General features: G+C 65.5%; 24 protein-coding genes. 8 read left to right on the top strand and 16 right to left on the bottom strand.

Translation table 11 applies throughout. The features are described from left to right. Positions 1–53: 53 nt before the first annotated feature. Together ABWW33_RS04440 and ABWW33_RS04435 are read right to left on the bottom strand one after the other, a co-directional pair. Positions 54–1,358: an ABC transporter permease gene (locus ABWW33_RS04440; RefSeq protein WP_353399376.1), complete on the bottom strand. Its 1,305-nt coding sequence runs from the start codon at positions 1,356–1,358 to the stop codon at positions 54–56. A gap of 10 nt (positions 1,359–1,368) precedes the next feature. Then, positions 1,369–2,307 (bottom strand): ABC transporter ATP-binding protein, encoded by a 939-nt coding sequence (locus ABWW33_RS04435; RefSeq protein WP_353399373.1) that lies wholly within the window; start codon positions 2,305–2,307, stop codon positions 1,369–1,371. 142 nt (positions 2,308–2,449) lie between these two features. On the opposite strand from ABWW33_RS04435, the gene ABWW33_RS04430 reads away from it, so the two are divergent. Continuing rightward, a complete protein-coding gene (locus ABWW33_RS04430) occupies positions 2,450–2,827 on the top strand; it encodes an SPW repeat protein (RefSeq protein ID WP_353399370.1) in 378 nt (125 codons plus the stop codon). A 29-nt stretch (positions 2,828–2,856) separates the two neighbouring features. Here ABWW33_RS04430 and ABWW33_RS04425 read toward each other — a convergent pair whose 3' ends face one another. The 9 genes from ABWW33_RS04425 to ABWW33_RS04385 all read right to left on the bottom strand — a co-directional run bounded on the left by ABWW33_RS04425 (position 2,857) and on the right by ABWW33_RS04385 (position 11,504). After that, entirely contained in the window at positions 2,857–4,137 is a 1,281-nt protein-coding gene (locus tag ABWW33_RS04425) for an EAL and HDOD domain-containing protein (protein ID WP_176654836.1), read from the bottom strand. 85 nt (positions 4,138–4,222) lie between these two features. Continuing rightward, complete coding sequence (locus ABWW33_RS04420) at positions 4,223–4,996, bottom strand: class II glutamine amidotransferase (RefSeq protein ID WP_353399367.1); 774 nt, start codon at positions 4,994–4,996, stop codon at positions 4,223–4,225. Positions 4,997–5,030: 34 nt separating this feature from the next. Then, on the bottom strand, positions 5,031–5,288 hold the full coding sequence (locus ABWW33_RS04415) for a BTH_I0359 family protein (protein ID WP_176654838.1): 258 nt from the start codon (positions 5,286–5,288) through the stop codon (positions 5,031–5,033). Between the two features lie 111 nt (positions 5,289–5,399). Continuing rightward, the gene (locus tag ABWW33_RS04410; RefSeq protein WP_353399363.1) at positions 5,400–5,819 is read right to left on the bottom strand and encodes a GTPase; all 420 of its coding nucleotides are present in this window, start codon (positions 5,817–5,819) and stop codon (positions 5,400–5,402) included. A gap of 4 nt (positions 5,820–5,823) precedes the next feature. After that, positions 5,824–6,531 (bottom strand): response regulator, encoded by a 708-nt coding sequence (locus ABWW33_RS04405; RefSeq protein ID WP_176654839.1) that lies wholly within the window; start codon positions 6,529–6,531, stop codon positions 5,824–5,826. Positions 6,532–6,593: 62 nt separating this feature from the next. After that, positions 6,594–8,891 (bottom strand): sensor histidine kinase, encoded by a 2,298-nt coding sequence (locus ABWW33_RS04400; RefSeq protein WP_353399360.1) that lies wholly within the window; start codon positions 8,889–8,891, stop codon positions 6,594–6,596. Beyond that, complete coding sequence (locus tag ABWW33_RS04395; protein ID WP_353399357.1) at positions 8,891–9,538, bottom strand: DUF4390 domain-containing protein; 648 nt, start codon at positions 9,536–9,538, stop codon at positions 8,891–8,893. Before ABWW33_RS04395 ends, ABWW33_RS04400 begins: the two co-directional genes overlap by 1 nt. Further along, positions 9,531–10,937 (bottom strand): 16S rRNA (cytosine(967)-C(5))-methyltransferase RsmB, encoded by a 1,407-nt coding sequence (gene rsmB / locus ABWW33_RS04390; protein ID WP_353399354.1) that lies wholly within the window; start codon positions 10,935–10,937, stop codon positions 9,531–9,533. The genes ABWW33_RS04395 and rsmB overlap by 8 nt, the downstream gene beginning before the upstream one ends. Positions 10,938–11,054: 117 nt before the next feature. Then, positions 11,055–11,504 carry a hypothetical protein gene (locus ABWW33_RS04385; protein ID WP_353399351.1) on the bottom strand — a complete coding sequence of 150 codons (450 nt, stop codon included), beginning with the start codon at positions 11,502–11,504 and terminating at the stop codon, positions 11,055–11,057. A 260-nt stretch (positions 11,505–11,764) separates the two neighbouring features. On the opposite strand from ABWW33_RS04385, the gene argS reads away from it, so the two are divergent. The 7 genes from argS to ABWW33_RS04350 are packed head-to-tail and all read left to right on the top strand — an operon-like array spanning position 11,765 to position 17,991. Continuing rightward, the gene (gene argS, locus ABWW33_RS04380) at positions 11,765–13,474 is read left to right on the top strand and encodes an arginine--tRNA ligase (RefSeq protein WP_353399349.1); all 1,710 of its coding nucleotides are present in this window, start codon (positions 11,765–11,767) and stop codon (positions 13,472–13,474) included. A 21-nt stretch (positions 13,475–13,495) separates the two neighbouring features. Then, positions 13,496–14,188, top strand: coding sequence for an SPOR domain-containing protein (locus ABWW33_RS04375; protein WP_353399346.1), 693 nt, complete (start codon positions 13,496–13,498; stop codon positions 14,186–14,188). 15 nt (positions 14,189–14,203) lie between these two features. Beyond that, positions 14,204–14,875 carry a thiol:disulfide interchange protein DsbA/DsbL gene (locus ABWW33_RS04370; protein ID WP_353399343.1) on the top strand — a complete coding sequence of 224 codons (672 nt, stop codon included), beginning with the start codon at positions 14,204–14,206 and terminating at the stop codon, positions 14,873–14,875. Between the two features lie 2 nt (positions 14,876–14,877). After that, complete coding sequence (locus ABWW33_RS04365; RefSeq protein ID WP_353399341.1) at positions 14,878–15,711, top strand: SDR family oxidoreductase; 834 nt, start codon at positions 14,878–14,880, stop codon at positions 15,709–15,711. Next, positions 15,708–16,511 (top strand): biotin--[acetyl-CoA-carboxylase] ligase, encoded by an 804-nt coding sequence (locus ABWW33_RS04360; protein ID WP_353399339.1) that lies wholly within the window; start codon positions 15,708–15,710, stop codon positions 16,509–16,511. Before ABWW33_RS04365 ends, ABWW33_RS04360 begins: the two co-directional genes overlap by 4 nt. Then, on the top strand, positions 16,508–17,275 hold the full coding sequence (locus tag ABWW33_RS04355) for a type III pantothenate kinase (RefSeq protein WP_176654849.1): 768 nt from the start codon (positions 16,508–16,510) through the stop codon (positions 17,273–17,275). The genes ABWW33_RS04360 and ABWW33_RS04355 overlap by 4 nt, the downstream gene beginning before the upstream one ends. Before the next feature lie 17 nt (positions 17,276–17,292). Beyond that, positions 17,293–17,991, top strand: coding sequence for an SPOR domain-containing protein (locus ABWW33_RS04350; RefSeq protein WP_353399337.1), 699 nt, complete (start codon positions 17,293–17,295; stop codon positions 17,989–17,991). A gap of 3 nt (positions 17,992–17,994) precedes the next feature. Here the strand turns inward: ABWW33_RS04350 and ABWW33_RS04345 are convergent, their stop codons facing one another. Genes ABWW33_RS04345 through mrdA (ABWW33_RS04325) form a run of 5 tightly spaced genes read right to left on the bottom strand, consistent with a single transcriptional unit; the run spans position 17,995 to position 25,514 of the window. Then, positions 17,995–19,200: a septal ring lytic transglycosylase RlpA family protein gene (locus ABWW33_RS04345; RefSeq protein ID WP_353399335.1), complete on the bottom strand. Its 1,206-nt coding sequence runs from the start codon at positions 19,198–19,200 to the stop codon at positions 17,995–17,997. 10 nt (positions 19,201–19,210) lie between these two features. After that, positions 19,211–21,268 carry a penicillin-binding protein 2 gene (mrdA, locus tag ABWW33_RS04340; protein ID WP_353399333.1) on the bottom strand — a complete coding sequence of 686 codons (2,058 nt, stop codon included), beginning with the start codon at positions 21,266–21,268 and terminating at the stop codon, positions 19,211–19,213. Next, positions 21,265–22,410, bottom strand: a complete 1,146-nt coding sequence (gene rodA, locus ABWW33_RS04335; protein WP_353399331.1) for a rod shape-determining protein RodA — start codon at positions 22,408–22,410, stop codon at positions 21,265–21,267. The genes mrdA (ABWW33_RS04340) and rodA (ABWW33_RS04335) overlap by 4 nt, the downstream gene beginning before the upstream one ends. Further along, on the bottom strand, positions 22,410–23,522 hold the full coding sequence (gene rodA / locus ABWW33_RS04330) for a rod shape-determining protein RodA (protein ID WP_176654854.1): 1,113 nt from the start codon (positions 23,520–23,522) through the stop codon (positions 22,410–22,412). The genes rodA (ABWW33_RS04335) and rodA (ABWW33_RS04330) overlap by 1 nt, the downstream gene beginning before the upstream one ends. Before the next feature lie 9 nt (positions 23,523–23,531). Beyond that, positions 23,532–25,514, bottom strand: coding sequence for a penicillin-binding protein 2 (gene mrdA, locus ABWW33_RS04325; protein ID WP_176654855.1), 1,983 nt, complete (start codon positions 25,512–25,514; stop codon positions 23,532–23,534).

Below are 25,514 nucleotides of genomic sequence, written 5' to 3'. Positions count from 1 at the left end.
AAAGCTCACGAAACGGTTTGTATCCTTATGTAACGGATTGTTTTGCGGAAACTTTAACGGCGGAAGCGCCACAGCGCCAGCGAACCGAACAGCGCCGCAAAACCCAGCTGCACGGCGATCGGCTTGAGCGCGCCTTCCAGGCCGAGGCCGCGCCAGGTGACGGCGTCGAAGCCGTCGATGGCCCAGCGCGTCGGCACCACCAGCGTGACCTGCTGCACCCATTCCGGGAAGATGAACGACGGCACCCAGGCCCCGCCCAGCATCACCATGATCAGCGTGGCGAACACGGCGATGCCGCGCGCCGCTTCCGGCGTCTTGCCGAAGGCGGCGATCAGCAGGCCGAAGGCCGCCGTCATCAGCGAGAAGCTCAGGGCGATGCCGAGGAAGCCGCCGATGCTGCTGATCTCGACCTTGAAGATCAGCACGGCGCAGGCAAACATCGCGCACATCAGCCCCAACGCGATCATGGCGCCGGAGATGGCGCGTCCGGCCAGCACCGTCGTCATCGAGATCGGCGCCGCCAGCAGGCGGTTCCAGATGCCCATGCGGCGCGCCAGCAAAATGCCGATGCCCATGTCGATGCCCATGAACAGGATGAACTGCACGCCCATGCCGGCGAACGAGTGCGCATAGCCGTTGTACTTGGGACCGCTGCTCAGCGGCTGGTCCTGCGTGGTGTAGGGCATGCTCATGCCGACCGGAGCGGTTTCCGGCGCCGGCTTGCCGCCGGCCTTGGCGGCGGCTTCCTTCTCGGCCTCGGTGGCGGCGCGCTGGTCCTGGAATTTTTTCAGGCTGACGAGGAACTCGCTGATCTGGGCCTTGTCCGGATCGCTGGCGCCGCTGGCCTGCAGTTCGGCCAGCTGCCGTTCCGTGGTCTTGTTGCCCTTCGGGCTCATGACGGCGGCGCTGGTCACCTGCATCACCTGCTGCGTCAGCAAGCCCTTCACCATCGCCAGCATCGTCGATTGCGAAGGATCGTAGTAGACCGGGATTTCCGGCTTGTCGCGGCCGCTGAACAGGGCGTCGCCGGCGCGCTCGCCAAAGCCGTCGGGGATCACCACCGCCACCGCCAGCTTGCCCTCGCGCACCCGGGCCCTGGCCTCGGCGTCGCTCAGCTCGACGACCTTCAGCGAGCTGTCTCCTTTCAGGCCGGCGGCGATTTTCTTGCCGCTGTCGGACTGGTCCAGCTGCACCAGGCCGACCTCGATCTTGCTGGTCTTGGCCTCCGAGCCGCCGCCGAACAGCGAGCCGAAGAAGGCCGCCAGGATCACGGGCATCAGCAGGTGCAGCATCAGCGCGCGCTTGTCGTTGATATACAGGATCAGGTCTTTGCGGACCAGTGCGATCAAAGCAGTCATGGTGTTCCTATCAGTCGCGCAGGCTGCGGCCGGTCAGGTTGAGGAAGATGTTTTCCAGCGAAGTCTTGGCGGTGGCGAAGTGCAGCAGCGGCCCCTGTCCGGCGAGCCAGGCCAGCACCGCCGGCGCGCGCGCGGCGTCGGCCAGGCCGATGTCCAGCGCATGGCCTTCGCACTGCACGCCGGTGACGCCCGGTTGCGCCTTGACGCCGTCCAGCAGCGCGGCCGACGGTTCGGCGGCCAGCTCGGCGCGCAGCGCGGCCTGTGCCGGCAGGCGCTGGTACAGGGCGGCCGGGGTTTCGTCGGCCAGCACCTTGCCGTGGTCGATGATGACGATGTGGTCGGCCAGCCGCTCGACTTCCTCCATGTAGTGGCTGGTGTAGATCAGCGAGCGGCCCTGCGCCTTCAGCGCTTCCAGCGTGTCGAAGATGGCGTTGCGGCTTTGCGGGTCGACGCCGACGGTCGGCTCGTCGAGGATCAGCAGCTGCGGATCGTGCAGCAGCGCGGCGGCGATGTTGAGGCGGCGCTTCATGCCGCCGGAAAAGGTGGCCGGCTTGTCGTTGGCGCGGTCGGCCAGGTTGACCAGCGCCAGCGCCTGCTCGCAGCGCTGCTTCAGCAACGCGCCCTTCAGGCCGTACAGCGCGCCGAACAGCTTGAGGTTTTCCATCGACGTCAGGTCGTCGTACAGCGCCAGGTCCTGCGGCACGAAACCGATCTTGCGCTTGGCGCCGCTGACGCCCAGCGTAATGGTCTCGCCATCCATCGTGATGCCGCCGCTGTCGGCCTGCAGCAGGCCGCAGATCATGCCCACCGTGGTGGACTTGCCGGCGCCGTTGGGGCCGATCAGGCCGACGGTCTGGCCCTGATGCACCTTGAACGAGACGCCGTCGACCGCCTTGCGCGCGCCATACGATTTGGATACCTGATCCACGCTGAGTAAAACAGAGGCCATAGAGCTGTCCCGTCGAGTGTTATCACAAGGGCACGAGCATAACGTTGCAATAATTAAATGGCAAGCCGCGATGAACTTTTCACCACACCCGCGGCCTAAGAATGAACGCCGCCATCCGGCGGCCTGTCTTTGGGAGGCGCATATGGCAACTAATCCATCCGTCAAACGCTGGCAAGACCAGCTGATCCTGTTGCTGGGGCTGTGGTTCTTCATCACGCCCTGGGTATTCGGCTATCCGATTCCGTCCACGCAGGCCTGGACCGCCTTCATTTCCGGCGCGGTGATGGCGATACTGGCGGCATTCGACCTGTACAAGACCTACTTCTGGGCCGTGGTGCTCAACCTGCTGGTGGGGATCTGGGTGGCGGTATCGCCGTGGGTGCTGAAAATCGCCGACAACCGCGAGCTGATGTGGAACTCGGTGGTGGTCGGCATCGCGGTGGTGGTGCTGGCGCTGTGGGAAATGCGCACCGATCCCGAACTGGTCAAGCACTGGCCAGGCGCCGGCCACGCGACTTGAACGGCGCGTGACCTGCAGTTCGTGGTGCGTTACAAGGCGTAGCGCACCACGTTGTCGCTCCATTCGAAGGCGGCCATTTCCAGCTCCACCAGTTCGTCGGTAGACATGGCGAGATCGCGCAGCGTTGGAATGATGTGGTCGTCCATCTCTTCGATGCGTTCGATGCACTCGGCCAGCTTGAGCAGGTCGCCAAAGAAACCACCGCGGTACAGCAGCGCTTCCGACACTTCCTCGTTGACCGGTATCTGGGCCAGGATCTCCGACATCGGTATGCCGAACAACGTATCCATCAGCGACATGATGCCGACCGTGAAAGCGATATCGGCCACGCCCCGATGGCTGGGCCGCAGCTTGCCGGCCAACAGCTCCAGCAGGCGGCCGCGGGTGGTGGCCAGCATCAGCAGCGGCGTCATGCTGTGGCCGCGCTTGCTCGGTTCGGCGTACAGCATGATCTGCAGCCAGCGCTGCAGCTGGCGGCGGCCCAGTATCGTCACCGCCTGGCTCAGCGAATCGATGCGCTGGCGGGCGCCGACGGCCGGCGTGTTCACCAGCCGCAGCAGGTTCAGCGCCAGCGACACGTCACGCTTGATGGCGCGCTCGATGTCCTGGTTGTCCGCTTCCGAGGTGACCAGGGTCATCAGCTCCATCACCGCCAGCTGCGACGGCGACAGCTTCTTGCCGCTCATGATGACCGGCTTGGCGAAGTAATAGCCCTGGAAGTAATCGAAGCCCAGGTCCAGGCAATTCTTGAATTCCTCGCGCGTCTCGACCTTCTCGGCCACCAGCTTTTTCTTATCCTGGCGGAAGCGCGGCGCCAGCTTCATCAGCGTCGACAGCGGGATGTTGCGCATGTCCATCTTGACGTAGTCGACCAGCGGCAGCAGCTCGGCGACCTTGCCGGTGTCGCCGGTCACGTCGTCCAGCGCGAAGCTGAAACCATGGCCCACCAGCTCCTGCATGCGGGTCAGGATTTGCGGCGTCGCCTGCATCGTATTGACGATCTCCAGCACCACTTTCTCGCGCGGCAGGAAGGAAAAGATGTCGGTCATCAGCACGCTGGCATCGACATTGACGAAACCCAGCGCGTCGCCGATGGTTTTTTCCATCCCCAGCTGGGAGGCATGGGCGATCACCGCCGCGGTCGCGGTCAGTTCGTTGGTGACGTTGGCCGGGCCGACCGGAGCGTTGCGGAAAAGCAACTCATAACCAAACAGCGCCTGGTTGCGATCCAGGATGGGTTGGCGGCCCAGATAGAATTCGCGCACGCGCAGGCTGCGGGAACCGGCATCTTGTTGGGAGAGATCGATCATTGCTAGTCAGTCCAAGGCATGGGGCTGATATTTCGCCATACTAATATTTTGACAGTATTGCGGCTGGCTGTCTGGATAATTTATATCAATCTGCCGCTTGAGGAATACCGTCGATAAACACTTTCAGTTCACCGGCGGTAAAAGCCGTCCATTGTTCGTTGGTCGTCAGCGGCTGGGTGACGATGATGGCGACCCGGTCGTTGGGCGTCGTCACTTGCGAGAAATCGACGCTGACATCCTCGTCGGACAGCTTGGCGGTATCGAAGGGATACTGGCGCACCAGGTAAAACAGGTGGGTCGAGCAATGGGCGAACAGCTCGCCGCCGGACGACAGCAGCATGTTGAAGGTGCCGTAGGCGGCGATTTCACCGGCCAGCTCGGCCAGCGCGGCGCGCAAGGTGGCCAGCGGCGGGCGCCGCTCGCCGAAGCGGGCGCGCAACTGCTGCAAAATATAGCAGAACGCCTGTTCGCTGTCGGTGGTGCCGACCGGGCGGTAGGCGCCGTTCAGCAGCGGCGCGAACGCTTTCAGGTCGCCGTTGTGGGCGAACACCCAGTACCGCCCCCACAGCTCGCGCACGAAGGGATGGCAATTCTCCAGCGCCACCTGGCCTTGCGTGGCCTTGCGGATGTGGGCGATGACGTTCTTGGATTTGATCGGATAGCGCTTGATCAGCTCGGCGATCGGCGAGGCGATGGCAGCCTGGTGGTCGACGAAATGGCGTACGCCGGCGCCCTCGAAAAAGGCGATGCCCCAGCCGTCGTGGTGGGTGTCGGTCTGGCCGCCGCGCATGGCGAAGCCGGTAAAGCTGAACACAATGTCGGTGGGGACATTGCAATTCATTCCTAGAAGTTGGCACATGGCGTGATTATAACGCCATGTGCCGCCTGCGATCTCAGTGCAGGGCCACCGGATGGCTCATCAACTCATCGTAACTGCCCAGAAATTCATCAATTTCCGCCATCGTCGGCTCGCCGGCGATCAGCTCGTTGACGTCGCGGCGGAAGTTCTGCGCCAGGATGCCGTTGATGAAAATCTCCCGTTTGCCGCCCTTGTCGACGATTTCATAGCCGCCGAAACGCAAGGCATCCAGATTCCGGTCAGCGCCGAATTCGACCACGCTGTACTGTTCGCTGTTGTAGATGAGGTTCATTTTGCTTCCTTTCTCCAGGGGGCGAGACACTCTTCGGTTCCGCCTTCAGCACAGAAATGGGGCCGAAAGCAGACGATTCAAGTCCTACAAGGCCCGATCGGCAGGCTGGGTCTAGGCCGCGATATCGGATTGCAAATCCAGCAACTCGCCGTAGGGCGCCTCGGACAGCCAGGAACGCAGCAGCTCCAGGTGCTCGGCCGTTGCCAGACTGATATACAGCCGCGCGGGAGGTTGGCGCAGCACGCGATTCAATGTTACTCGCAAAACGAGATTGCCGCTGCAATGAAGACAGCCGGGGGCAATACGCAACACTTGCGGAACAGGATCGAGCCGGACGGGACCGTCGGCAGGGTCGAAGGCCAGTGCCGAACCGCCGTCCGACAAGCCCTCCAGGATGATGACGCTGGCCACTCCCGTCGTCAGGAGGGCGGCAATGGCGTTTTCGCGCTCGCCGGCGCGAGAGCCCGTAACCAGCCAGGTCGGCACCGGCGCCCGCTTGGGGGCAGCGCCGGGGACCATGGGTCCGGTCACGGACTCAGGCGCCCTTTTTTGCCAGCTTGCCCGGCTCCACGCCCAATTGCTTGAGCTTGCGGTACAAGTGGGTGCGTTCCAGGCCGGTCTTCTCGGCCACGCGCGTCATGCTGCCGCCTTCGCGGCCCAGGTGGTGCTCGAAGTACATGCGCTCGAAGGCGTCGCGCGCCTCGCGCAGCGGCAGGTCGAACGACAGGTTGAACATGTGGTTGTCGCTGCCGGCGACGGTGGCGCCGCCGCGCACGGTGATCGACGCGGCCGGAGCCTGCGTGAAGCTGACATTGGCCACCTCCTCCGGCTGGGCCACCGCCGGACGCGGCGCCAGCGCCGGCGCGCGCACCGTTTCCTGGGCCCGCGTCAAGCCTTGCTGGACCGCCTTCAGCAGTTTTTGCAGCGCGATCGGCTTTTCCAGGAAATTGAGCGCGCCGATGCGGGTCGCCTCGACCGCCGTATCGATCGTCGCGTGGCCGGACATCATGATCACCGGCATGGTCAGCAAACCGTCGCGCTGCCATTCCTTGAGCAAGGTGACGCCGTCCGTATCCGGCATCCAGATATCGAGCAGCACCAGGTCCGGCGCGCCGCCGGCACGCGCCTCGCGCGCCTGCTGGGCGTTTTCCGCCAGTTGTATTGCGTGTCCCTCGTCGCTCAAGATTTCCGAGAGCAACTCGCGGATACCCATTTCATCGTCCACTACCAGAATGTTTGCCATCTTCCCTTGCCTTCCTCATTTCGCCGTCATATGTGCGGCAATGATTTTTTTAGTCATTGAAACTAGGTATTTTGCGTCGCCGGTGCTAACTTTAACAGCAAAATCAATACCGACGCGCCACTTCTATCGACATGGTTCTGGATATCGATCCGTCCCCCATGTTCATCGATAATTTTTTTCACCATCGCCAGGCCCAGGCCGGTGCCGCGCGCCTTCGACGTGACATACGGTTCGAACGCCCGCGCCAGGATCTTCGGCGCGAATCCGGGGCCGTTGTCGGAGATCGCCAGGCGCACCGCCGTGCGCGTGCTGCCGTCCGCGCCCTGATAATGAATGGCTTCGCTGATCACGTCAATGTGCGGTTGCGGCGCGCCGGCCGGCAGCTCGGCCATCGCGTCCTGAGAATTCTGCAGCAGGTTGTGGATCACCTGGCGCAGCTGGGTGGCGTCGCCCATCACCAGCGGCAGGCCGGGCGCCAGTTGCGGGTGGATGATGTCGTCTCCCTCGCCGCTCAGGTACAGGTGCAGGATTTCCTCGACCAGCGCGTTCAGGTCCAGCGGCTGCAGCACGGCCGGCGGCGTCTTGGCGTAGTCGCGGAAGTCGTCGACCATGCGCTTCATCGCCGCCACCTGGTTGACGATGGTGGCCGTGCCGCGGTTGAGCAGCTCCTCGTCGGCCGGCGCCAGCTTGCCTTCGAGCTTCATCTGCAGGCGTTCGGCCGACAGCTGGATCGGCGTCAGCGGGTTCTTGATCTCGTGCGCCAGCCGCCGCGCGACTTCGCCCCAGGCGATCGAGCGCTGGGCCGAGATGACGTCGGAAATATCGTCGAACACCACCAGGTAGCCGCTGCCGCCGCCCTCGACCGGCAGGCGCGAACCGCGCGTCAGCAAGGTCAGGTCGTTGTCGTCCAGGCTGGCGCTGCGGCGCGGCACCTCGATCTGGCGCTGCCAGTGCAGCCGCTGCAGGTTGCGCCCGGCCGCCGATTGCGCGCTCTGCGCGGCAAACGCGGCCACGATGGCGCCGCCGAACTCCTGCAAGCCTTCGATCTCGTCGAGCTTCTGCCCTATCATCGTCACGCCGGCCTGCTGCAGGATGCGCTCGACCGAGTCGTTGCAGCTGATCAGGTGGAATTCGTGGTCCAGCACCATCACGCCGGCCGACATATTGGCCAGCACCGATTCCAGGTGGGCTTTCGCGTTTTGCAGCGCCGCCCGGTTGCGCTCGACGGCGCTGCGCGCGTCCGACAGCTGGCGCGTCATGGTGTTGAACGACTGCGTCAGCGTGCCCAGCTCGTCCGAGGTGGCGACGATGGGCCGCGGCGACAGGTCGCCCTCGGCCACCGCGCGCGTGCCCTCGGCCAGCAGCAGCAGCGGCTGGGCCAGGTCGCTGGCGATCAGGAAGGCGCTGGCGATGGCGCCGAACACGGCCAGCAGCAGGGTCAGGGTCAGGGTGACGATGTACATCTTGCGCAGGCCGACGCGGGCCACGAAGCGCTCCTTGTAGTCGGAATAGGCGCTGCGGATGGTTTCGCCGTCAGCGGCCAGCTGGGCCGGCGCCAGCTGGATCAGCTGCAGGTAGCGCGGCGCCAGGTGGGTGCCGTTGTCCTGCACCCGGTCAGGGATCGCCATCACCACCCGCAGGCGCAGCTGGTTGGCGTTGTCCTGCTGGTTGACCGGTGCATCGATCAGGTTGCTGCGCAGCTCGTTGCCGCCCTCGGGCGCGCCGTAGCTGTCGCCGCTCTTGGCCTTGTCCATCATTTCGCGGGTCGGCAGGTCGGCCGACAGGTTGCCGCTGCGGCTGGCGCGGGCGCTGACGACCAGGCCGCCCTCGGCATCGACGATGATGGCGTTCTGCATGCCCGCCTGTTCCTTGACCAGGCCGGCCAGGGTGGCGCGCTCGGTGCCGTAGGGTTGCTCGGCCAGTTGCTGGACGGTCCTTTGGGCGATCACGGTCAGGTCGCCCAACGCCGCGTCCAGGCCGGCGCGGCTCAGGTTGATGCCCGATTCCAGCGCCTGCTCGACCGGCACGTTGAACCAGGATTCGATCGACCGGGAAACAAACATCACCGACACCAGGAAGATCACCAGGCCCGGCAGCACGCCGATGGCGGCAAACAGCAGCACCAGCCGGGCCATCAGCTTGGAGCCGAACTTGCCGCTCTTGTAGCGGGCATACAGGCGGAACAGCGACACCGCCACCAGCAGCAGCAAGGCGCCGGCCACAGCCGCGTTCAGGCCCAGCAGCCAGGCGTAGTAGCGGTCGAAAAAGCCGGAATTGGCCGACGCGGACGCCAGCAGGAACAGCAGGATACTGACAATGGCGCCGCCGACGACGGAAAAATACCGCAGGGCCGTGCTCACTACTCCGCCTTATACGGGAAGTTTTTCTTGTCCGACGCCAGACGCCATTCGCTGCTGTTGAGGGCGTTGACCTTGAGCGGCTTGGACACGTAGTTGGGGTCCAGCCCCATGCTGAGCTTGACGTTATAGGTTTCGCCGACCTTGAGCGCGCCGCGCGGCGCCACCACCCAGCGGTTCGGGTTGCGTATCGTCTCCAGCGCCTCTTCCAGCGACGACCAGTAGTTGAGCTTGACGCCGCCGCTGACGCTGACGCTGTACCTGCGGGTCAGCACGTTGTAGCCCAGTATCAGGGTCTGGCGCTTGACGATGGCCTTCTCGTCGAACCAGTACCAGCGCGGACGGGTGAATTCGATCTCGGTGGTGAAGTACAGCGACACGCCGTAGCCCAGCGCGTCCTCCATGTCCTTGGTCAGTTCGAAGCCGTACTTGGCGTTGAGCCGGTAGCCCTCGTCGCTGGCCTCGACCAGCGCCCGGCGGATCTCGACGCCATCGGCGGCGCTTGCCGCCTGCGGCAGCAGGCATGCCAGTATCAGCAGCAGTTGTCCGATCAGGAGGCGAAAAAATCGTCGTGTCACGTGTGGGCCGGTGCTCAATGGTTGCGTCGGTTGCGTCGTACTCGGGAATATACAGGCAAAACGGTTACGCATTTTTCTGGAACAGCGCGTAGAACAAACCATCGTGATCCTGCCCGGAGCCGCCGGCGGGGAGCAACTGACCGGGCGCATCGAGCCGCACAGCCTGATTACGTACAGCAAAAGCGGCCGCCTGCGCCTCGGATTCCTGCGGCCACACGGAACATGTCACGAATAGCAATTTACCACCCGGGGCAAGCATCTGCCAAAGATTGTCGAGGATTTTGGACGAAAGTGTTGCAAGTTGGAGCGTGTCGCCCTTGCGCCGCAGCCAGCGGATATCCGGGTGGCGGCGCACGATGCCGGAGGCCGTGCACGGCACGTCGGCCAGGATGCGGTCGAACGGTTTGCCGTCCCACCATCCGGCGCTCTGGGCGTCGGCGGCGCGCAGCGTGGCCTGCAATTGCAGCCGATCGAGGTTCTCGCCCACGCGCGCCAGTCGCTTGGCGTCGGCGTCCAGCGCGGTGACGCTGGCGTCGGCCAGCTCCAATATATGGCAGGTCTTGCCGCCCGGCGCGGCGCAGGCGTCGAGCACGCGCATGCCGTCCCGGACATCGAGCAGCGGCGCGGCCAGCTGGGCGCCGGCGTCCTGCACCGAGACCGCGCCGTCGGCAAAGCCCGGTATCAAGGTCACGCCGACCGGCTTGGCCAGCCGCACGGCGAACGGGCCGATCTGTTCGGCGGCCATGCCGGCCGCGTCCAGGGTGGCCAGGTATTGTTCCATCGTGGTCTTGCGCACGTTGATGCGCAAGGTCAGCGGCGGCGCGGTGTTGCCGGTCGCCAGCAGGCCCTGCCAGTCCTGCGGCCAGGCGGCCTTGGCCGCGTCGATCCACCATTGCGGGTAGTTCCACTTGGCCAGCGGCTGCAGCAGCGCGGTCTCCAGCAGCGCCTTGCGCTCGCGCAGCAGGCGGCGCAGCACGGCGTTGACCATGCCCTTGGCGCGGGCGGTGTCCGGATGGGCGTCGGCCGCCGTCACGGTCTGGTCCACCACGGTGAATTCCTCGTACGGCGGCACCTCGTCCGGCGCGGTGATCAGCGCCAGCGCGCAGGCCAGCAGCGCCGCCACCAGCGGTTCCGGGGCCTTCGGCGCCATCAGGCCGATCAGGGTTTCGCTCTGGCCCAGCTGGCGCATGCAGCGGTAGGCGATGTCCTGCATCGCGCCGCGCGCCTGCGGCGTGGCGTCGCCCTTGGCCCAGACCTGGGCCAGCGCCTGCGGCAGATTGGTGCCGGTACGGACCTGAGCCACCGCTTGGGCGGCGCCGATCAGGCTATAGGCCAGCGAATCGGGCTTGAGGCCGGTCTGGAAGCTGGTTTGCAGCGACGGTTTCAGGTCGCGCGCATGGCTGGCGCGCAGCTTGGGCGCTGCAGCCTTTGCGGGGGACTTTAAGGAGAGCGTCGGGCGCTGCTTGTTCATATGCTAATTCCAGGTATTGCCGGCGGGCGTGATCGCGCAGTATACAGCAGTGCATATGACAAGGGCATGAAGCGAAGTGTAACGGTACATATATGCCGGCCGGGGCCGGCCCCGGCGTCAGTCCGTCGTCACCAGCTCATGGAGGACGCCGTCCCGGAAATAGATGATCTCGCAGCTGGCTTCGCCGAAGCACAGGCCGATCGCCTCGTTGGCGATGGCCTGCGGCGGGCAATCGCCACCGTCGTGGCACACGGGCCGGTAGCTGCCCGGCCGGACCAGGGACAAGCTGGGCGGATTGGCCCGGGCATCGCCGAAGGTCTTGACCACGCCCGCCGCCTTGCCTCCCGCCGCCGAAACCACGGCCAGGCCGTATGCCTCCCCGCCGCCGTGCCGCACCAGCACGGCGACATCGGTGCTGCCCGGCTGCCGGAACGCCCCCGACAGCGTCGCCCCGCCCTGCAACGGCGTCCACCCCGGGGGCAGCGGGCCGGAGACGGCGTCGCCGGCATGCGCCTGGGCCGAGGCCAGCAGGGCGGCCGCCAGTACCACGTGCTTGAATCCAGACATGAGGTGCTCCGTTTGGTGGTGGATGTGCGCAAATCATATTTTCAAATCCGCGCCATGGCAACGAATGCGGCGTTACACTTTTGTAATGCGACGGAAGAAAGGCGCCGTTGACTTCAGCCAGCTTTCTTGCTTCACGCGTCCGGCGTGCCCACGCACCATCTTGGCAAACCAGTATAATTACCGCTGTTTGGCCGGCGCCCGCCGCCGGCCATTTTCGCTTTCGGATACATTTTTAGCGCGGCCCGGCCGCCAGACTGCTCATGCTCGCCCAACAAAAACAAGATATCACCGCCCTGTTCCGGGCCGCCCTCGCACCCATCCTGGCCGGTACCGACGTCACTGCCAACGTCGTTCTGGAGCGGCCGCGCGATCCTTCGCATGGCGACGTGGCCTGCAACATCGCCATGCAACTGGCCAAGCAGCTGAAAATGAACCCGCGCGAACTGGCCACCAAGGTGGTCGACGCGCTGCTGGCCAACCCGGCCGGCAAGGGCCTGGTGGAATCGGCCGACATCGCCGGCCCGGGCTTCATCAACCTGCGCGTCACCGCCGCCTCCAAGCAGGCCGTGGTCAAGGCCGTGCTGGCGCAAGGCGCGTCCTACGGCGCCTCGGCGGCCGGCGCGGGCAAGAAGGTCATCATCGAATTCGTCTCGGCCAACCCGACCGGCCCGCTGCACGTGGGCCACGGCCGCCAGGCCGCGCTGGGCGACGCGCTGTCGTCGCTGTTCGGCTCCCAGGGCTACGATGTGACCCGCGAGTTCTACTACAACGACGCCGGCGTGCAGATCCAGACGCTGGCCAACTCGGTGCAGGCGCGCCTGCGCGGCTACAAGCCGGGCGACGCCCAGTGGCCCGAATCGGCCTACAACGGCGACTACATCGCCGACATCGCCGCCGACTTCATGGCGAAGAAAACCGTGTCGGCCTCGGACGGCTCGCCGGCCACCGCCTCGGGCGACGTCGAGGACATCGAATCGATCCGCCACTTCGCCGTGACCTACCTGCGCAACGAGCAGGACATCGACCTGCAGGCCTTCGGCGTCAAGTTCGACAACTACTACCTCGAATCGTCGCTGTACGCCGACGGCAAGGTCGACGCGGCCGTGGACATGCTCAACAAGTCCGGCAAGACCTACGAGGAAGAAGGCGCGCTGTGGCTCAAGACCGAAGACTACGGCGACGACAAGAACCGCGTGATGCGCAAGAAGGACGGCACCTACACCTACTTCGTGCCGGACGTCGCCTACCACATCGTCAAGTTCCAGCGCGGCTACACCCAGGCCATCAACGTCCAGGGGTCTGACCACCACGGCACCATCGCCCGCGTGCGCGCCGGCCTGCAGGCGGTCAACGTCGGCATCCCGCAAGGCTATCCGGACTACGTGCTGCACAAGATGGTCACCGTGATGAAGGGCGGCGAGGAAGTCAAGATCTCCAAGCGCGCCGGCTCCTACGTGACCGTGCGCGACCTGATTGAATGGTCGGGCGGCGGCGACATCGAAAAAGGCCGCGACGCGGTGCGCTTCTTCCTCATCTCGCGCAAGGCCGACACCGAGTTCGTGTTCGACGTCGACGTCGCGCTGAAGACCTCGGACGAGAATCCGGTGTATTACGTGCAGTACGCCCATGCGCGCATCTGCCGCATGCTGGAGCAGTGGACCGGCGCCGAGGCCGACCTGGCCAACGTCGACCTGTCGCCGCTGACCGCGCCGACCGAGGCGACGCTGCTGGCCACGCTGGCCGCCTACCCGGAAACGCTGGCGCGCGCGCAGGCCGAACTGGGCCCGCACCAGATCGCGTTCTACCTGCGCGACCTGGCCGCCAACCTGCACAGCTTCTACTTCGCCGAACGCGTGCTGGTCGACGACGAGGCGCTCAAGGCGGCCCGTATCGCGCTGATGGTCGCCACCCGCCAGGTGCTGCGCAACGGCCTGGCGCTGATCGGCGTCTCCGCGCCCAATAAAATGTAATTGCGAAGGACATCCCGCACAATGAATTTCCGCTCCAGCTTTAACCCGCGTTCGCGTCAGCAGGGCAACACCATCATCGGCATCGTGATCGGCCTGGTCATCGGCCTGACGATCGCCGTCGTCGTGGCTTTGGTGATCAACAAGGGCTCGACGCCGTTCACCGACAAGGGACGCAGCAGCAAGGCGACGGAACCGACTGCGGGACAGGCCGCCGATCCGAACAAGCCGATGTACGGCAACAAGGACGCGGCGCGCGAAGCGGCAAAGGATTTTGCCAAGGACACGCCGAAGGCGCCGGCGGGCGATCCGCTGCAGGCGGTGGTGGACAAGATCCAGGGCACGCCGGCCGCAGCTCCTGCGCCGGCAGAAAAGCCTAAAGCGGCACCGCCTGCGACGGCAGCCGTGCCGGCAGCCGCCAACGTCGCGCCGGTGCCGGCCAAGGCGGCTCCGGCCGCCGCCGCGGACAGCGGCGACGACAAATTCATCTACTACCTGCAGGCCGGCGCCTTCCGTGAAATCGCCGATGCCGAAAGCGCCCGCGCCAAGCTGGCCCTGCTGGGCTTCGAGGCCAACGTCTCGGACCGCGCCACCGACACCGGTGTACTGCACCGCGTGCGTCTGGGCCCGTTCAACCAGGTCGAGGCGATGAACAAGGTACGCAGCAAGTTGTCCGAAAACGGCGTCGACGTCGCAGTCGTGCGCAATCAAAAATAAGCCAGGAGTCTCAAGATGCGATTGATGAAATTCGTAGTTGGCGCGCTGATGATGAGCGCTGTGGCACTGTCGTCCGCCTCCCCCGCCGATCCAAAAAACGGCGTCGAGTACAAGACGCTGGCGGCGCCGCAGCCGGTCGACACCGGCAAGAAAGTGGAAGTGCTGGAGTTCTTCGACTACGCCTGCCCGCACTGCTTCGCCTTCGATCCGTCGCTGACCACATGGGTCAAGAAACAGGGCGACGCCATCGTCTTCAAGCGCATGCACATCTCGCGCAGCGGCACCGACCTGCCGCAGGAAAAGATGTTCTTCACGCTGAGCGCCATGGGCCTGCTGAACGACGCCATGCACAGCAAGATCTTCAACGAGATGCACGTCAACCGCAACCGCATGAACCGTGACGAGCTGGTATTCGATTTCATCGCCAAGCAGGGCATCGACAAGCAGAAGTTCATCGACACCTATCGCGGCTTCGGCGTGGCCGGCAGCGTGCGCAAGTCGATCTCGATGATGGATGCCTACGGCGTCGACTCGTGGCCGATGATCGCCATCGACGGCAAGTACGTCACCTCGCCGACCATGGCCAACGAGGGCTCCAAGTCCGCCAACACCGAAGCGGAACTGCACGCCGAAGGCCTGCAGGTGATGGACATCCTGGTCGCGAAAGCGAAAGCGGAAAAGAAATAAGCATGCCTGACCACGGCGCCGGCCCACAGCGGGTCTTCATCACCGGCGCCTCGAGCGGCTTGGGCGCGGCCCTCGCCGCCGAATATGCGGCGCAGGGCGCCACGCTCGGCCTGCTGGCCCGCCGCGGCGAGATGCTGGACCAGCTGATCGCCACCCTTCCCAATTCCGAACGCCACCGCGCCTACGCGGCCGACGTGCGCGACCACGCCGCCATCGCGGCCGCCGCGCAAGCCTTCCTCGCCTACGCGGGCGGCGTCGACGTGGTGATCGCCAACGCCGGCATCTCGGTCGGCACGCTGACCGAGTTCGCCGAGGACATCGCCGTGTTCGAAGCGGTGATCGCGACCAACGTGGTCGCCACCGCCGCCACCTTCGCGCCCTTCATCGCCGCGATGCGGACGCAGCGCGCGCCGGCGCGCCTGGTCGGCATCGGCAGCGTGGCGGGCATACGCGGCCTGCCCGGCGCCGAAGCGTACAGCGCCTCCAAGGCGGCGGTGATCAGCTACTGCGAATCGCTGCGGCTGGAGATGAAACCCTACGGCATCAAGGTGGTGACGCTCTGCCCCGGCTACATCGACACGCCGATGACCAGGGTGAATCCCTACCCGATGCCGTTCCTGATGGCGCCGGAAAAATTCGCGGCCCGGGCCGTGCGCGCCATTGCCGCCGGCAGCAGCTACAAGGTGATCCCGTGGCAGATGGGGGTCGTCGCCAAGGTGCTGAGGGCGCTGCCGAATGCGGTCTACGATTTCGCCTTCGGCAAGGCGCCGCACAAGCCGCGCACATCCGCCGCTGTTGAAACTGCCGCCCCGCCCGGGCCGGCCACGCCGCCATGACCATGACCATGTCCGCCGCCGCCATCAACGCAACCTGTGCGACGAGCGCGTCGCACGTGGCGATTGAACTCGTCGAAGAAACCGGCTCCACCAACGCCGACCTGCTGGCCCGCGTCGACGGCTTGCGCGGTCCTACCTTGCGCATCGCCGGCAACCAGACCGCGGGCCGCGGCCGCGCCGGCCGCAGCTGGCTGTCCGCGCCGGGCGCCGCGCTGATGTTCTCGCTGGCCTGGCGCTTCAAGGGCCCGCTGCAAAGGATGTCCGGCCTGCCGATGGCGGTCGGCGTGGCGCTGGCGGAAACCATCGCCTCGCTCGGCGTGCCGGTGCAGATCAAATGGCCGAACGACCTGCTGCGCGATGGTAAAAAACTGGCCGGGATCCTGGTCGAAACCCAGCCGTCCCGCCACGACAGCGGCATCTGGGCGGTGATCGGCGTCGGCATCAACCTGGTCATGCCGGACGAACTGGAAGCCGCCATCGGCCGCGAGGTCGCCGCCGCGCCGTGGCTGGCCAAGATGGACCGCAACCAGCTGATGGCCGCCCTGCTCAGCCGCCTGGCCGCCGTGCTGGACGAATTCGACGACACCGGCTTCGCGCCCTTTGCCGAGCGCTGGAACCAACTACATGCATGGCAAGGCCGGGAAGTCGTCATCCTCGACAACGGCAAGGTGCTGCAACAGGGCCGCGCCGCCGGCGTCGACGCCATCGGCCGCCTGATGCTCGATACGGAACAGGGCCGCGCCGAGGTGCTGTCCGGCGATGTATCGCTACGCTTATCTTCTACTATCGGACTATCATGATTTTACTGATCGACGCCGGCAATACCCGCGTCAAATGGGCGCTGGCCGAACCGGGCACGGAACTGGGCGCATGGGTCGCCCACGGCGCCGTCATGCACGCCGACCTGCTGCACCTTGAACTGCACCTGAGCGAAGCGGTCGGCGATCGCGGCGTGGACCGCATCATCATCGCCAACGTGGCCGGCGGCGCGCTGCGCGTACAGCTGGAATACGTGCTGCAGCGGACCTTCCCCGCCATGCTGCTTCCCGAATACGCGATCGACTGGTTTGCCTCGCTGCCGTCGCTGGCCGGCGTGACCAACGGCTACCGCAATCCAGGACAGCTGGGCTGCGACCGTTTCGCCGCCGCCATCGCCGGCCACGCGCTGGCGCCGGGGCACGATATCGTCGTCGCCAACTGCGGCACCGCCACCACCATCGATGCCGTCACCGGCGACGGCATGTTCCTCGGCGGGATGATCCTGCCGGGCCTGGGCCTGATGGCCAGTTCGCTGGCGCGCAACACCGCGCAGTTGCCGCAAATCGCGCAAGACGGTAAGCTGGCCGACGGATTCGCCGACAATACCGACGACGCCATCCTGAGCGGCTGCCTGGCCGCGCAGAGCGGCGCCATCGAGCACGCGTTCGCGCTGCACGGGGCCAGCGAGTGCATCATCTCCGGTGGCGCCGCGCCGTATATTGCGCCGATGCTGAAAGTGCCGTACCGTGTGGTCGAGAATATCGTGTTAATCGGATTGCATGCTGCCGCCGGCAGCGCCGGGTAAGACACCGAAGGAAGCTTGTGCTGAAATTTATTTTCTGGTCGCTGGTTGCCATCAATGCCGCGCTGTTCGCGTACGGCAGGGGCTATCTCGGCCATTTCAGCGGCAACGAGCGCGAGCCGCAACGCCTGCTCAACCAGCTCAACGCCGGCAAGCTGGCCATCGTCTCGGCGGAAAAGGCCAACAACGCATCCGCCGCGACCGCCGCAGCGGCCAGCGCCGCCGCCAGCGCTGCCGCCAAGGACGCGCCGGAAGCGCAGGCCTGCCTGGAGATCGGCAGCTTCCTGATCGCCGACGCGCGCCGTTTTGAAACCCAGCTGGCGCCGCTGAACCTGGGCGACCGCCAGTCGCGCCACAACCTGCCGGGCACGGAAGTATCGAGCTATATCGTGCATATGCCGCCGCAGGGCAGCAAGGAAGGCGCCGACAAGAAGGCCGCCGAACTGCGCGCGCTGGGCGTCACCAATTACTTCATCATGTCCGACAATTCGCCGCTGCGCTGGGCGATCTCGCTGGGCGTGTTCAAGTCGGAAAGCGCCGCGCAGAACCAGCTGGCGGCGTTGACGAAACAGGGCGTGCGCACCGCGCGCATCACGCCGCGCATGAGCGGCAGCAAGCTGCTGGCCTTCCAGTTCCGCGACGTCGACGGCGCGCTGAAGGCCAAACTGGAACAGATCCGCGGCGGCTTCCCGAACGCCGAAGCACACGCCTGCAAATAAACCCTAGCGCTGGACCACGATCGGTTTCAGGCTCAGTGACGACGGCAGTCCTTGCGCCGCCTGCAGCGCTTCCTGGCGCGTGTTGAACGGCCCGGTGAACAGGCGGTGCACCGGACCGCTCTGCACTACCTCCAATCCATTCAAGCCGCTGCCGGCCAGCTTGTTGCGTATCGCATCGGCGTTCTCGGCGCGCGAATAGGCGCCCAGCTGCAGGTAGAAGCCGCCCTTGGCGCTGCCGCCGCTGCTGGCGGCCAGCACATTTTCGTCCACCGGCGCGCGGTCGGCCAGCATCAATGCTTCGATTGCCGGCGCGGCGGCCGGCTGCCCGCTCGTCGTTGCGGTTGCCGGCACGGCCTTCGGCGTCAACACCAGCGGCTGGGTCAGCGACATCGACGGCGTCAGCATCAGCGGCGAGCCCGAGCCGTTGTTGCCCAAGCCGCCGCCGGATGCCTGCCGCGACGGCGATTGCGATTGCAGGCGCGGCGACACCGTGCCCGATACGCCGGCGCGCGTGGCCAGCATGCGGTCCACCTCATCCGGCAGGATGCGTTCGATCTGCAGTTCGTGGCTGCCCTTGCCCAGCAAGCCCAGTTTCAACGCCGCCGTGTACGACACGTCGATCGCGCGGTTGGCGTGGAACGGGCCGCGATCGTTGATGCGCACGACGACCACGGCGCCGCTCACCAGGTTGGTCAGGCGCGCATAGGATGGAATCGGCAGCGTCGGATGTGCGGCCGTCATCTTGTACATGTCGTAGATTTCTCCGGACGAGGTGCGCTGGCCATGGAATTTCTTGCCGTACCAGCTGCCCACGCCGATCTGCGTGAACGGCTGGTTGTCGGTGATCGGCGTGTAGGTCTTGCCGAAGACGACGTACGGACGATTGGAGCGCGGCAGCAGCGGATCGTTGCGCACGTCGGCGTCCGGCACGTCGGCCAGGTTGGGCGGCGGCGCGTCGCCCGGACCATCGTCCTGGTAATAGCCGCCGCGCCCCGAGTTGGCGGGCGGCAGCTCGGGCAGGCCGGAGGAAGGCTTGGTGGTGGACGGCGACTTGATCACCGGCCCGCCGGTGCGCGGCGCCTTGGAAGCCGGTTCGTTGACGGTCGGCGCGGTGCCGCAGCCGGCCAGCGCCAGCATCGCCAGCGCGGCGAGGCAAAACAGGATACGGCTTCGGTTTATACGCAGGATGTTACGCACGATGTTATGCATAATGTCGTCCTCATGGTTTTTTCCGCACTGGCGCGGCCGGAGCGGCCGGCACCGGTGCGGCGGGAGTCGCGGGCGCCGGCGTAGGCGCAGTAGGCTGCGTCGGCGCCTGCCGCTCGAACTCGGCCGCCGCCGCCTGCTCTTCCAGCGTCTGCCCTTCGACCGGCAGCACCGTCTCCGCGTCTTCCTTCGGCACCTTGGTGGTGTCCTTCTCCGCCGGGCGCTTGCCCAGCAGGTAGTAGTCCAGCGCCTTGCGCGCGATCGGCGCCGCTTCCGCGCCGCCCTTGCCTGCGTTTTCCACCACCAGCGCGATCGCGATCCGCGGCTTGTCGGCCGGCGCGAACGCCGTGAACAGGGCATTGTCGCGCAGGCGCTCGGCCAGCTTCGCGGCGTTGTACTTCTCGCCGGATTTGATGGTGATCACTTGCGCGGTGCCGGTCTTGCCGCCCACGGTGTAGCCTGCGCCGCTGAAGGCGCGGAATCCGGTGCCGCCGGCCTCGGTGGTCACGCCGACCATTGCGTTCTTGATAAAATCGATATTCTCCTGCTTCAGCGGAATGCGATAGCTTTCCTTCGGCACCGTCAGCTGTCGCGCGCGCGTGGCGCTGTCTTCGACGATCTTGACCAGGTGCGGTTTCATCACCACGCCGTCGTTGGCTAGGTTGGCCACCGCGTGCGCGATCTGCAGCGGCGTGTAGGCGTTGTAGCCCGAGCCGTTGCTGACCGAAATGGTATCACCACCCACCCACTTTCCTGCCGCACCCTTGAAACGCTTGCGCTTCCAGTCCTGCGACGGCAGCACGCCGGTCTTCTCGTTTTCCAGGTCGATGCCGGTCTGCTGGCCGAAACCGAAAGGCTTCATGAAATCGTGGATGGCGTCGATGCCCATGTCGTGGCCCAGCGCGTAGTAATAGGTATTGCAGGACACGATGATGGACTTGCGCATGTCGACCGAACCATGGCCGCCGACCACGTCGTCGTTGAACTTGTGGCCGCCGAGGTAGTAGTAGCCGGGATCGGAGGTGACGTCGCCGGGCCGGCGCTTGCCCAGCTCCAGCGCGGCCAGCGCCATGAAGGGCTTGAAGGTGGAACCCGGCGCATAGGTGCCGGACAGCGGACGGTTGACCATCGGCCGGTCCAGCGAGGTATTGAGCTCGTTCCAGCTTTGCGCGTCGATGCCGTCGACGAACAGGTTGGGATCGTAGCCGGGACGCGAAACATAGGCCAGGATATCGCCGGTGGAAGGCTCGATCGCCACCAGCGCGCCGCGCCGCTCGCCGAACGCCTCCTCGACCACCTTCTGCAGTTCGATGTCGATCGACAGGATCAGGTTACTGCCCGCCACCGCCGGCGTGCGCGACAGCGTGCGGATCGCCGCGCCGCCCGCCGTTTTCTCCACTTCCTCGTAGCCGGTTACGCCGTGCAGCTGCTTCTCGTAGCTTTTCTCCAGCCCTTCCTTGCCGATATGATCGGTGCCCCGGTAGTTGGCCGCATCGTCGGTATCTTCGATGGCCTTGGCCTCGGAGCGGCTGACGCGGCCGATGAAGCCGATCACGTGCGACGCGGTTTCGCCCAGCGGATACTGGCGGAACAGGCGCGCCTGCACCTCGACACCGGGGAAGCGGAAGCGCTGCGCAGAGAAGCGCGCCACCTCCTCGTCGGTCAGGCGGGTGCGCAGCGGCACGCTCTCGAAGCCCTTGGAATCTTCCAGCAGCTTCTTGAAGCGCTTGCGGTCCTTGTTCTCTACCGTCACCAGCTCGGACAGGGCGTCGATGGTTTCGTCCAGCGTGTTGGTCAGCTTGGCCGGGGTGATCTCCAGCGTGAAGGCCGAGTAATTGCGCGCCAGGACCACGCCGTTGCGGTCCAAAATCAGGCCTCGGTTCGGCACCACAGGCACGATGGCGATGCGGTTCTCCTCCGCCTTGACGGCGAAGTCGCTGTGCTTGATCACCTGCAGCCAGATGAAGCGCGCCAGCAGCAGGCCGAAACAGACAAACACCAACGCCCCCAGCACGTTGACGCGGGTGCGGAATTCGCTCAGTTCGCGTTCGGTATCCTTAATCTCCATCATGCCGTCGCGCCCCATGCCGGCACGGCGGCGCCACTGCGGATGCCGCGGCTGTGGCGTTGTATGCTCATCAGGATGCCGCCGCCCAGGCCCAGCGTCATCAGCGCGGTGCCGCCGTAGCTCATGAACGGCAGCGGCACGCCGACCACCGGCACGATGCCGCTGACCATGCCCATGTTGACGAAGGCGTAGGTGAAGTAAATCATCGTGATGGCGCCGGCCAGCAGGCGGGTGAAGAAGGTCGGCGCGTTCACCGCGATCTTCAGGCCGCGCGCGATCAGCAGCAGGTACAACACCAGCAGCACCAGGTTGCCGGTCAGGCCGAATTCCTCCGAGAAGACGGCGAAGATGAAGTCGGTGGTGCGCTCGGGGATGAACTCCAAATGCGCCTGCGTGCCATGGGTCCAGCCCTTGCCGCCGACGCCGCCCGAGCCGATGGCGATCATCGACTGGATGATGTGGAAGCCCTTGCCCAGCGGGTCGTGATAGGGATCGATCAGCGTCAGCACGCGGTCGCGCTGGTAGTCATGCATCACGGCCCACAGCAGCGGCAGTCCGGCGCAGACTGCGGCGCCCAGCGCCGCCATCGCCCTCCACGACAGGCCGCCGAGGAAGATCACGCAGGCGCCGGCGGCCACCACCAGCATCGCCGTGCCGAGGTCCGGCTGGCGCGCGATCAGCCCGACGGGGATCGCCAGCAGCAGCGCGGCGACGGCATACGACTGCCAGCGCAGTTGCCCCTGCTGGCCCTGGAAGTACCACGCCAGCATCAGCGGCATGGCGATCTTCATGAATTCGGAAGGCTGGATCTGGAACCCCACGTTCAGCCAGCGCCGCGAACCGCCCTTGACGACGCCGAACAGCGCCACCCCGAGCAGCAGGATCACGCCCAGCGTGTAGGCCGGCACGGCGAGCCGCATCATCGCCTGCGGCGACATGTTCGCCACCGCCCACATCACCAGGAAGGCCATGCAGATATTGCGCAGCTGGTCCGTCACCTTGCCCGGAATGGCGATGCCGGCCGAGTACAGCGTGACCAGCCCGACCGACAGCAGCATCAGCATGATGACGGCCAACTGGGCGTCGAACACCATCACATGGGGCCGCGCGCGCTGCCACAGCGAGCGGCCGTCCTGGATGCGCATCAGGTCTGCACCAGCTTGCGGTGGCGCTGAATGCTCATCAGGATGCCGGCGCCCAGGCCCAGCGTCAGCAGCGCGGTGCCGCCGTAGCTCATGAACGGCAACGGCACGCCAACCACCGGCAGGATCCCGCTGACCATGCCCATGTTGACGAAGGCGTAGGTGAAGTAAATCATCGTGATGGCGCCCGCCAGCAGGCGGGTGAAGAAGGTCGGCGCGTTGCCGGCGATGACCAGGCCGCGGCCGATCAGCAGCAGGTACAGCACCATCAGCACCAGGTTGCCGGTCAGGCCGAATTCTTCAGAGAACACGGCGAAGATGAAGTCGGTGGTGCGCTCGGGGATGAACTCCAGGTGCGCCTGCGTGCCATGGGTCCAGCCCTTGCCGGTGATGCCGCCCGAGCCGACCGCGATGGTCGACTGGATGATGTGGAAGCCTTTGCCCAGCGGGTCCGAGGTGGGGTCGATCAGCGTCATCACGCGTTCGCGCTGGTAATCGTGCATCACCGACCAGATCACCGGCAGGCTGGCGGCGCCGGCGACGAACAGCACCATCAGCGCCTTCCAGGCCAGGCCGGCCAGGAAGATCACGCAGAAGCCGGCGGCCACCACCAGCAGCGCGGTGCCGAGGTCGGGCTGCTTGACGATCAGGCCGACGGGAATCGCCAGCAGCACGGCGGCGATCACATAGTGCTGCCAGCGCAGCTGGCCGGCGCGCTGCTGGAAGAACCACGCCAGCATCAGCGGCATGGCGATCTTCATGAATTCGGACGGCTGGATATCGACGCCGACGTGCAGCCAGCGCCGCGCACCGAGTTTGATGGTGCCGAACAGCGCCACGCCCACCAGCAGCGCCACCGCCACCACATAGGCCGGCACCGCGATCCGCATCATCATCTGCGGCGTGACGTTGGCCACGACCCACATCACGACGAAGGCCAGCACGATATTGCGCAGCTGGTCCTCCACCTTGCCGGGTATGCCGATACCGGCCGAGTACAAGGTGACCAGGCCGACCGACAGCAGAGCCATGATGATCAGCGCGAGCGGTATGTCGAAGACGGCAAAGTACGGTCGAAGGCGGCGCCACAGGGAACGCCTTTCGTTGATGCGCATGCTGATCCTTTATTCCTTGTTGCCCGGCGTTTCGGCGCCCGGCTTCTTGTCGTCGGGGACGCCCTGCTCGGCCTGGATGTCCTGCACCGAACGCAGTTCTGCGTCCTCTTTCGGCACGCGCGTGGTTTCTTTTTCGTTCGGGCGCTTGCCCAGCAGGTAGTAGTCGAGCGCCTTGCGCACGATGGGCGCGGCCACGCCGGCGCCGAAGCCGCCGTTTTCCACCACCACCGCGATCGCGATGCGCGGCTTGTCGGCCGGCGCGAAGGCGGTGTAGAGCGCGTTGTCGCGCAGGCGTTCGGCGATCAGGTTGGCGTTGTACTTCTCGTTCTTCTTGATCGCCACCAGCTGCGCGGTGCCGGTCTTGCCGCCCGAGGTGTAGCCGGCGCCGGCGAACGCGCGCGCCGCCGTACCGCCGGTGGTCACGCCGACCATGGCGTTCTTGATGACGTCGATGTTTTCCTGCTTGAGCGCGATGCGATAGCTTTCCTTGGGCACCGTCAGCTTGCGCGCGCGGGAGACGCTGTCCTCGATGATCTTGACCAGGTGCGGCTTCATCACGATGCCGTTGTTGGCCAGGTTCGACACCGCGTGCGCCATCTGCAGCGGCGTGTAGTTGTTGTAGCCGTTGCCGATGGCGATGGAGATGGTGTCGCCGCCGACCCACTTCTGCGCGGCGGGATTTTTCTTGAAGCGGTTGCGCTTCCATTCCTTCGACGGCAGCACGCCCTGCTTCTCGTGTTCCAGGTCGATGCCGGTGATCTGGCCGAAGCCGAACGGCTTCATGAAATCGCTGATGGCGTCGATGCCCAGCTCGTTGCCGAGGATGTAGTAGTAGGTGTCGCAGGATTCGACGATGGACTTGTACATGTCCACCGTGCCGTGGCCGCCCGGCTTATCGTCGCGGAACTTGTGGCCGCCCAGCGTGAACGAACCCGGATCGAAAATCGTCTGGCCCGGCGTGCGCTTGCCCGACTCCAGCGCTGCCAGCGCCATGAAGGGCTTGAAGGTGGAGCCGGGCGGATAGGTGCCGGACAACGGCCGGTTCACCATCGGCTTGTCCAGCGAGGTATTGAGCTCGTTCCAGCTTTGCGCGTCGATGCCGTCGACGAACAGGTTGGGGTCGTAGCCGGGACGCGAGACGTAGGCCAGGATGTCGCCCGTCTCCGGCTCGATCGCCACCAGTGCGCCGCGCCATTCGCCGAAGGCTTCCTCGATGACCTTCTGCAGCTCGATGTCGATCGACAGTATCAGGTTGTTGCCCGGCGTGGCGGCGGTGCGCGACAGCGTGCGGATGGCGCGCCCGCCGGCCGACTTCTCCACTTCCTCGTAGCCGGTGATGCCGTGCAGTTGCTTCTCGTAGCTCTTTTCCAGGCCTTCCTTGCCGATATGATCGGTGCCGTTGTAGTTGGCGGCGTCCTCGGTGTCGGCGATGGCCTTGGCCTCGCTCTGGTTGATGCGGCCGATGAAGCCGATCACATGCGATGCGATCTCGCCCAGTGGGTACTGGCGGAACAGGCGCGCCTGCACCTCCACGCCGGGAAAGCGGAAGCGTTGCGCGGAAAAGCGCGCCACTTCCTCGTCGGTCAGGCGGGTGCGCAGCGGCACGCTCTCGAAGCCCTTGGATTCCTCCAGCAGCTTCTTGAAGCGCTTGCGGTCCTTGAGCTCGACGGTGATCAGCTTGGACAGCTCGTCGATGGTTTCGTCCAGCGTGGCGCTCAGCTTGGACGGCGTGATCTCCAGCGTGAAGGCCGAGTAGTTGCGCGCCAGGACCACGCCGTTGCGGTCCAGGATCAGGCCCCGGTTCGGCTCGATCGGCACGATGGCGATGCGGTTTTCCTCGGCCTGGGCGACGTAATCGCTATGCTTGTAGACCTGCAGCCAGATGAAGCGCGCCAGCAGCGCGCCGAAACACGCGAACACCACCACGCCCAGCACCGTCAGGCGCAGGCGGAACTGCTGCAGTTCGCGCTGGTTGTCCTTGAGCTCAGTCAT

Source organism: Duganella hordei, assembly GCF_040369125.1.
GTDB classification, from domain to species: domain Bacteria; phylum Pseudomonadota; class Gammaproteobacteria; order Burkholderiales; family Burkholderiaceae_D; genus Rugamonas; species Rugamonas hordei.
Note: the sequence above shows the minus strand (reverse complement) of the source record. Positions and strands in the feature narration are given on the sequence as shown.